Origin of the sequence: Petrotoga sp. 9PWA.NaAc.5.4 (genome assembly GCF_002895485.1) — a bacterium.
Taxonomy (GTDB): Bacteria; Thermotogota; Thermotogae; order Petrotogales; family Petrotogaceae; genus AZRK01.
On the sequence record NZ_AZRK01000023.1, the window covers coordinates 1 to 7,567 of the forward strand.

7 protein-coding genes are annotated in these 7,567 nt (G+C 31.5%); all 7 read right to left on the minus strand.

Features of this window, described 5'->3' with window-relative positions; translation table 11 throughout:
* Window positions 1-627: FGGY family carbohydrate kinase (locus X924_RS07365; protein WP_255398035.1), on the minus strand; the 627-nt coding region annotated here is incomplete at its 3' end.
* Window positions 628-643: 16 nt separating this feature from the next.
* Window positions 644-1,840, minus strand: a complete 1,197-nt coding sequence (locus X924_RS07370) for an ROK family protein (protein WP_158245348.1) — start codon at window positions 1,838-1,840, stop codon at window positions 644-646.
* Between the two features lie 246 nt (window positions 1,841-2,086).
* Window positions 2,087-3,403: a xylose isomerase gene (gene xylA, locus X924_RS07375; protein WP_121958289.1), complete on the minus strand. Its 1,317-nt coding sequence runs from the start codon at window positions 3,401-3,403 to the stop codon at window positions 2,087-2,089.
* A gap of 31 nt (window positions 3,404-3,434) precedes the next feature.
* Window positions 3,435-4,568 (minus strand): sugar ABC transporter permease, encoded by a 1,134-nt coding sequence (locus X924_RS07380; RefSeq protein ID WP_121958290.1) that lies wholly within the window; start codon window positions 4,566-4,568, stop codon window positions 3,435-3,437.
* Window positions 4,558-6,102 carry a sugar ABC transporter ATP-binding protein gene (locus X924_RS07385; protein ID WP_121958291.1) on the minus strand — a complete coding sequence of 515 codons (1,545 nt, stop codon included), beginning with the start codon at window positions 6,100-6,102 and terminating at the stop codon, window positions 4,558-4,560. Before X924_RS07385 ends, X924_RS07380 begins: the two co-directional genes overlap by 11 nt.
* Before the next feature lie 84 nt (window positions 6,103-6,186).
* Window positions 6,187-7,218 (minus strand): D-xylose ABC transporter substrate-binding protein, encoded by a 1,032-nt coding sequence (xylF, locus tag X924_RS07390; protein ID WP_121958292.1) that lies wholly within the window; start codon window positions 7,216-7,218, stop codon window positions 6,187-6,189.
* Between the two features lie 159 nt (window positions 7,219-7,377).
* The coding region (locus X924_RS07395) for a hypothetical protein (protein WP_199172664.1) at window positions 7,378-7,567 on the minus strand (190 nt) is incomplete at its 5' end.

Below are 7,567 nucleotides of genomic sequence, written 5' to 3' on the forward strand. Positions count from 1 at the left end.
TGCATATGAAGAATATAACTCGGGCAATATTTTCATATCTATATTAAACTTATCAAAAACCTCTTTATCCCAAGAATTCGTGATTACATTAAAACAAGCAGTTCCAGAAGCATCCGAATAATCTATCCCTATATTTCCTGTTAACTTGAAAACTATATAATCTTTCGGTAGTAAGATCTTGTTTATCTTTTTGAAATTTTCTGGTTCATTTTCTTTTATCCATAAAATTTTGGGAAACGTAAATCCTTCTAAAAACGGATTCCCCATTCGAGATATTACGTTCTTTTCTCCTTTAAATGCTTCTGTCGCTTCTTTACATTGTAAAGCGGTCCTTTGATCACACCAAAGAATTGCCGGCCTGATCACCTTATAATCTTTATCCAAAGTAACTAAACTATGCATCTGTCCAGAAAATCCTATTGCATTTATTTGATGTTTTTTAGAAACTTCTCGCAATATTTCATAAGCACCTTCCCACCACATTTCTGGATCTTGCTCAGCCCATTCAGGTTTCGGAACTTTCATTTTTACAGGTTTCGAATAACTGTCCAAAAGTTCTCCACTTTCAGATACCACAAGTGCCTTTATCGCAGTTGTTCCAATATCTATACCTAAATATTTATTCATTATTCATCACTCCAAATCATACTAACGCTTTTTCAGAAAACTCATCCATTACCCTTAAATTGGCTCCCATCAAACAAGCAGTTTCTATATCAAAATATGGTTTAGTTGCTTTTTTAAATGTCTTCAAAGTTGGTTTTAAAGCTCTTTCTTTTATCAAATTCCCTATTTGAGTAAAGTAATTATCAGGAAAAAGATACCCATATCCTCCAAAAATAACAAACTCCGGATTTAAAGTATTTATTAAATTTACAGCTCCCACAGCTAAATAATAAAGCATCTTATCAATAATTTCATAAGCATTGTTTTCTCTTTTTTGAGCTTTATCTATAAGATTTTTGAATTTCTCCTCATAATTTTGGCCTTCTAATTTACCGTTACTATATTCGTAAATCTTAGAGATAGTATCTATAGAAGCAAAAGTTTCCCAACAACCTCGATTGTTACAAAAACATTTTTCTCCATCTTCATGTATAGTCATATGTCCAAATTCACCAGCAGTATAGTTAGGTCCTAAATAAATTTGGCCATCAATCAATAAAGCCCCACCAATACCTTGAGAAATAAAAATATAAACCCCGTTATTCAAATTCTTTATTTCTTTATTAAAATATAATTCTGCTTGTAATGCTAATTTAGCTTCATTAGCAGCAAAAATTGGTTTTTCCCAGTAGGGAAGTTCCTTCAAAAAAGCGTTCTTTAAATCAACGTTACTCCAATTAAAATGAGGAACGTATTCAATAATCAAATTTTTCCTATCAATCATTCCTGGAAATGAAAAAGAAATACCAACGATATTAGTTCCGTTTTTGTCCTTGTAAATTTTGTTTACTTCGAATGCCACTTTACTTACAAAAGAACTAAAATTCTTAGGAGTATCGAAAGCTGAAACTTTTTCAATAAAATTATTTAAATATCCTAACCCTAATACCGTTTTTTCTACACCTACTTTGACAACAATAGAAGCTGCGGCCGTATCCACAGCTTCCAATCTAATAGGCTTTCTCCCTGGCCCTTGAGATAGTTTGCGATTACCTTCATGAATCAAATTTTTAGAAATCAATTCATAAGTGATTTTTGTAACTGTGCTTTTGTCTAAACCAGTAATCTTTGTAATTTCGTTTCTGGAAATTCCAGGTGAATACCTTATTAAATTAAAGACCATCAATTTGTTTGAATATCCCATTCTTTCTGCGTTTATTTTTTTAACTTTCAATGTATATCCTCCCTGTATAATCATCCAAAATACTCACTTTAGAAATTCTAAACTTCACATTTTATAAATATTTCAGCGTTTAACTTTTTACAAAATACCTCCCCGGTTCTAATCCTTACTAATTCCTAATTTCTTTACCTTTTTCGGTACTTGTAGCCAAGGAAGGGGGAGAGGGCTCCGCCCTGGACCCATTTTAAATTCAAAATCTCCGTTTTTATAAAATTCAAATTTTTAAAGTCTCTGTAATCATCCAAAAATATATCTATTTATCAAATTTTCCAAATATTCTTGCCTTCCTGATTTTGGTAATTCTACTTTTCTATCTATTATATAATTTTCAAGTTCTTTTAAACTTGTTTTTCCTTCAACTATCTTTTTACCTATACCTTCATTAAATGTATTATATCTCTTTTCAACAAATTCTTCCAAAACTTTATCTTCTAAAATTTTATTAGCTACCTTCAAACCTAATGCAAATGCATCCATTCCAGCGATATGTGCATAAAAAAGATCAATATTTTCATAAGAAGGTCTTCTAACATGAGAATCAAAATTCAACCCTCCTGGAGCTATTCCGTCATTTTTGAGTATTTCATACATTGCCAAAACATTTTCATATACGTTTGTAGGAAATTGGTCGGTATCCCATCCTAACAACAAATCACCAATATTAGCATCTACACTCCCTAAAATATTATTTATTCTGGCATATCTTAATTCATGCTGAAAAGTATGTCCCGCTAAAGTAGCATGGTTAGCTTCGATATTGAATTTAAAATATTTATCAAGATCGTATTTTTGCAAAAATGCATAAGAAGTTGCTACATCAAAATCATATTGGTGCTTTGTCGGTTCCTTAGGTTTAGGTTCTATCAAAAATTGACCTGTAAATCCTATTTCTTTAGCGTATTCTACCGCCATGTGCATAAAATTAGCTAAATTGTTAAGTTCCAGTTCCATATTTGTATTTAAAAGGGTTTCGTATCCTTCTCTTCCTCCCCAAAATACGTAATTTTCTCCACCTAATTCTTTAGTAATCTCAATAGCTTTTTTAACTTGGGCCGCAGCATATGCATATACCTCTGCATCACAACTTGTGGCTGCACCTTGCATAAACTTTGGATGTGTAAACAAATTAGCTGTTCCCCACAGAAGTTTTATCCCTGTTTCTTTCATTTTCTCTTGTATATATTCTACGACTTTATCTAATAATTTATTTGTTTCTCTCAGTGTTTCCTGTTCATCAACCAAATCCCTATCGTGAGTACAAAAATATTTTACTCCTAATTTACTCATAAATTCAAAAGCGGCATCAGCACGTGCCAAGGCTCTGTCTAAAGGATTAGAATACTGATTCCATGTTCTATGAGCACTTTCTACTCCAAACATATCCCTACCTTCGGCAGTAAAAGTATGCCAATAAGCTACCGAAAATCTTAAATGTTCTTCCATAGTCTTATTGCCTATTTTTTCTTGTGGATTATAAAAATGAAAAGCTAATGGTTCCTTTGAATCTTTACCTACATAATTTATCTTTTTTACATCTTTGAAGTATTCTACCATTTTAAAACCTCCGTTCAAATAATAGTTGTTTTTATGCTTCTCTTTTTTTACTTGTAACATCAAACCAAACAGCAAATATTAATACTAACCCTTTTATTATAGATTGCCAAAATACAGGGACATTCATTAAACTCATCCCGTTATCCAAACTTGTCATAACAATAGCTCCTATAACCGCTCCAAAAATTGTTCCAACTCCCCCCATCAAGCTGGCTCCACCAATAACACAAGCTGCTATGGCATCTAATTCGGCTCCTTCCCCAGCAGAGACTGATGCGGCGTTAAGCCGTGATGTTAAAAATATACCCCCTAATGATGCTAAAACTCCGTTCAATGCAAATACTATAAGTGTAATTTTTTTGATATTTATACCTGATAAAATAGCCGCCTGGTTGTTTCCACCTATTGCATATACATATCTTCCAAATACTGTATTTTGAGATAAATATGTAAAAAACGCTAAAAGAACGATCGTAATTAAAAAAGGAAAAGGAAAACCATTATATGAGTTGAAAACAAAAATTAGAAGCATTATTAAACTGATAAATATTATAATTTTTAATATTTCTAAAGGCAAAGAAACTGATTCTGAATTATAAGATAACTTTTTCCGCCAATTTTTTATTTCAAAAAATATTAATAAAATTGAAGTAACAATACCAAAAAATATTCCTACCCAATTGGCAAGATAACCTTTTCCCAAAAATGAAAAAAAATCACTTACTGGACCAATAGTAACTCCTTGGGTTATTCCCATTAAAATACCTCTAAATAACAACATTCCTCCCAATGTAACGATAAAAGAAGGCACTCCACGATATGATACCCAATAACCATTCCATAAACCTAAAAGTAACCCCACTCCAAGTGTAATTGTCATAGATAGAATTGGATTCATTCCATTCCATACGTCCAAAATAGCTAATATTCCCCCTGATAAACCTACTATTGAACCAACAGAAAGATCTATTTGCCCTAAGATAATTACCATTACCATTCCAATCGCTAACATTGATATGAAAACAGATTGTCTAAATAAGTTTGAAATATTTCTTGCTGTCAAAAAAGAACCTTCTGTCATTATTGTGAACATAATCCAAATAACAATAAGAGCAATAACCATCATATAAGCTCTTAAATCAATTTTGAAATTTTTAACCTTCATCTACCTTCCCTCCTAAAGTTCCTGTAGCTAAATACATTATATCTTCTTGCTTTGTATTATGATCACGATTTTCAATTTCCCCCATAAACTTACCTTCATGCATAACAATTATTCTGTCTGACATTCCAATAATTTCCGGTAACTCTGAAGAAACCATTATTATAGAAATACCTTGATTAGTTAAATTATTCATTAAAACATAAATTTCTTGTTTTGCTCCAACGTCTATTCCTCTAGTGGGTTCATCCATAATTAATATTCTTGGAGTCGTAATAAGATTTCTTCCAATTAAAGTTTTTTGCTGATTTCCTCCACTTAAGGTCGTTATTTTTGTTTCCAAAGAAGAGGTTTTAATATTAAGTTGGCTTACCATTTTTAAAGTTTTCAAAATTTCTTTTTCCTTATTAATATGAAAATAATCCACAAATTCTTTTATGAAAGCAATAGTTATATTCTCTCGTACAGACATAGTTGGAATAATCCCAAATCTCTTTCTATCTTCGGAAAGATAAGCGATACCCACCTCTAAAGCATCCTTAGGAGAGCTTAATTCTATTTTTTTTGAATTTAGGTATACCTCTCCTTCTCTTTTTCCAGGATAAAAACCAATTATACTTCTCATAAGCTCTGTTCTACCTGCTCCAATTAAGCCAGCAAATCCTAAAATCTCGCCTTTTTTTAAATTAAAACTAATATTATCTACAACTTTTCGATCATTATTGTATTCTTCGTAAACGCTATAATTTTTCACCTCAAAAATGATCTTTTCTGGAACATAAGCTCTTCTAGGGAACATCTGATCAATTTCTCTTCCCACCATCATTTTGATTAATTCGTTTTCTGTTACTTCGTTAACACTATTTGTACCAATTAATTTACCGTCTCTTAAGACACTTACCTTATCGGCTATTTCAAAAATTTCATCTAATTTATGAGAAATATAGATACATGTGACGCCTTCTTCTTTTAGCTCTTTTAAAATTTTAAATAAAGTTCTTATTTCCTTTTCAGTTAATGAAGCAGTTGGTTCATCTAATATTAGAATCATTGAATTTTTAACCAAAGCTTTTGCAATTTCTATTAATTGCTGTTTCCCTACTCCCAAATGTTTAATTTTAGTAAATATATTTTGTTCTTCCATTTTTAATTTTTTTAACCATTCTTTAGCCTCTTTATACATATATTCCCAATCGATAGAAATCCCTTTAACTTTTTGCGATCCCATAAAAATATTCTCTACTATATTTAATTCCTCAAAAAGTGTCAATTCTTGATGTATAACAGAAATCCCTGCTTTTTCAGCATCTTTAGGATTTTTGAATTCGACCTTTTTCCCATCAAGAAAAATTTCACCTTCATAGGTACCATACGGATATATTCCACCTAAAATATTTATAAGAGTGGACTTACCTGCTCCATTTTCTCCACATATAGCATGTATTTCATTTTTATTTATTTCTAAACCCACATTTTCAAGTGCTCTGACACCTGGAAAAGTTTTTGAAACATTCTTTATCTCTAATAACACAGCCATATATAGTCTCTCCTTACTACTAAATTAAAAATCACTTAAATGGTTAGGGAAAGTCCCTAACCATTTAAAGATTATCTTTAAAATTTATTCAACTTTAGGCCATTGAGATTTGGGAATATTTTTATAAACATCCTCTAAAGAATGAAAACCGTCTCGAATAACGGTTTCAACTATATTATTCATATCAACAGGAATAGGTTCAAGATAAAATGTGGGCACTTCTTTAACTCCATTATTCGCTGTACCATTGGTAACAACATGAATGTCTTTAACGACAGAAACAGCCATAATAGCCGCTTGTGTAGCAATAGACTTTATAGGTTTGTAAACTGTCATTGTTTGTGTTCCTTCAACAATGCGTCGACAAGCAACCAAGTCTGCATCTTGCCCCGATACTAAGACTTTTCCAGCTAATCCTTGTTCCTTTAATGCTTCTATAGCTCCTCCTGCTGTACTATCATTTGAAGCTACAATTACATCGATTTGATTTTTTGTAGCAGTTAAAGCATTTTCTATAATATTCATAGCTTCTTGTGCAGACCAATTTTTTGCCCATTGATCACCAACTATTTTTATATCTCCTCTATCTATATATGGTTGTAAAATATTCATTTGTCCTTGTCGCACTAAATGAGCGTTATTATCAGTTGGAGAACCGCCTAATAAAAAATAATTACCTGTTGGTTTTTTATTCACAAGGTATTGAGCTTGATATTCTCCAATCTTTATTGGATCAAAAGTTATAAAATAATCCAAATCAGAATTCATCAAGAGTCTGTCATATGCAATAACTGGTACTCCATTTGCGTGAGCTTCCTTGACAATACTTCCCATTATATTCCCATCATGTGCAATTATTACGAGCACATCTACACCTTGGTTAATCATATTTTCAACTTGTGAAATTTGTAATAAATCGTCATTATTTGAAGATTGTACTATAACTTTGGCTCCCAATTTTTCTGCTGTATCAACAAAGATATCTCTATCTTTTTGCCATCTTTCTAATTGTAATTCACACATCGAAAGTCCTATAAGAATTTCTTCGTTTTTTGCTAAAAGAATGCTACTAAATACAAATATACCAATCAATAAAACAATAACTACCTTTTTCATACTTTGTCTCCTCCTTTTTTGTTTTTTTACTCACGTTACAAATTTAAAACCTAATTTTTGTCGATGTTTTAACGTTTAATTTTTTCAAAAACGCTCTCATGACTTTAATCTTTACTGATTATTTATTTCTTTAACTTTTCGGTACTTGCAGCTTTTTGTTTATATCTTAAAGCTCTCAACTAACCCTTTCAATTCTGAAGATATCTTATTCAATTCTTTAGCATCTTCATTTATCCCTATAGCTTGTTCTAATTGGTTGTCTATTATCTTTCTCGATGTTTCTAACTGCTGGCTTATTTCTGTTACCGCTTTTGCTACTCTGTCCATTGCCGAACTCATCTCTTGGGCA

Excerpts from the sequence above, each read along its gene's own strand:
- xylA (WP_121958289.1), bottom strand. The coding sequence starts at position 3,403 with ATGGTAGAATACTTCAAAGATGTAAAAAAGATAAATTATGTAGGTAAA.
- X924_RS07380 (WP_121958290.1), bottom strand. The coding sequence starts at position 4,568 with ATGAAGGTTAAAAATTTCAAAATTGATTTAAGAGCTTATATGATGGTT.
- X924_RS07385 (WP_121958291.1), bottom strand. The coding sequence starts at position 6,102 with ATGGCTGTGTTATTAGAGATAAAGAATGTTTCAAAAACTTTTCCAGGT.
- xylF (WP_121958292.1), bottom strand. The coding sequence starts at position 7,218 with ATGAAAAAGGTAGTTATTGTTTTATTGATTGGTATATTTGTATTTAGT.